The sequence below is a fragment of the Vibrio sp. YT-17 genome (assembly GCF_033337375.1).
GTDB lineage: Bacteria > Pseudomonadota > Gammaproteobacteria > Enterobacterales > Vibrionaceae > Vibrio > Vibrio alginolyticus.
The window spans coordinates 1-1,024 of record NZ_JAWOQP010000211.1 but is presented as its reverse complement, the minus strand read 5'-3'; the positions used below and the strand labels follow the sequence as shown (position 1 = coordinate 1,024).

2 protein-coding genes are annotated in these 1,024 nt (G+C 45.8%); one reads left to right on the top strand and one right to left on the bottom strand.

From position 1 onward, the window contains the following. Positions 1 to 300: DEAD/DEAH box helicase (locus tag R7F67_RS25010; RefSeq protein WP_318057556.1), on the bottom strand; the 300-nt coding region annotated here is incomplete at its 3' end. Positions 301 to 446: 146 nt separating this feature from the next. Here R7F67_RS25010 and R7F67_RS25005 point away from each other — a divergent pair. Beyond that, positions 447 to 908 carry a GNAT family N-acetyltransferase gene (locus R7F67_RS25005; RefSeq protein WP_318057555.1) on the top strand — a complete coding sequence of 154 codons (462 nt, stop codon included), beginning with the start codon at positions 447 to 449 and terminating at the stop codon, positions 906 to 908. Positions 909 to 1,024: the final 116 nt, after the last annotated feature.

The window sequence follows — 1,024 nt, the reverse complement described above, 5'->3', positions numbered from 1 at the left end:
ATGGATACCACGCCCTAGCGTTCGAATTTCTTTAGCAACTTGATCCGCCAGTTCGCGAGTCGGACACAGCACCAAAGCCTGCACGCGAAATCGTTTTACGTTTAGATTTGATAGCACGCCAAGACCAAACGCAGCTGTTTTACCCGAGCCCGTTTTACCCTGACCAATTACGTCACGCTGATTCAAAATCGCCGGTAAGCTTAACGCTTGAATTGGCGTCATATGGGTGTAGTTCAATGAATCCAGCGTTTCTAGTAGCGCTGGGTTCAGGCCTACTTGGTCAAAAGTTTGTTTGCTCACAGGGAAATATCCTCAGGTGGGATGAAAAAGAGGGCACATTATCGCCAGATTTTCTGGGAAGACCAGTGAAAATTAACCATTGTTAATGAGTATTGAAACAAAAGCGAGTACATTCAGGCACTCTACTATCATTATGGACGACGGACATGACCACTTGGATCACTTTGCCTTTTGCTCAACTAACTACTTTACAACTGTATGAGATGCTGCGCTTACGCGTCGACGTGTTCGTCGTCGAGCAAACTTGCCCGTACCCGGAGCTAGATGGTAAGGATGTTATTGACGGCGTTCATCACCTACTCGGCTACCACAATGATGAATTAGTTGCCTGCGCTCGGCTTCTGCCAGCTGGAACCACTTACGATAACGTCAGTATTGGCCGAGTCGTGACCAAACAAACAGCCCGAGGTGGTGGCTTAGGCCATCAGCTAATCACACGAGCCATCCAAGCATGTTCTACGTTATGGCCCGAAAAAACCATAGACATTGGTGCACAAGAACATCTTATCGATTTTTATGCTCACCATGGATTTGAAGTTATTTCTGACAGTTACTTAGAAGATGGAATTCCACACGTAGACATGCGCAGGAAGCATTCGACTCAATAAACCTCTACAAAACTGCAATAAAAAAGACGCGAGATAATCGCGTCTTTTTTAAATCTACAATGGAAACTATTTGTTTCGGCCGAAGCTGCCATCCGATAGGCGGAAAAACATAACCG

What these genes read in the sequence shown, in the direction of transcription:
- R7F67_RS25005 (WP_318057555.1), top strand. Translation starts at nt 447, where the DNA reads ATGACCACTTGGATCACTTTGCCTTTTGCTCAACTAACTACTTTACAA.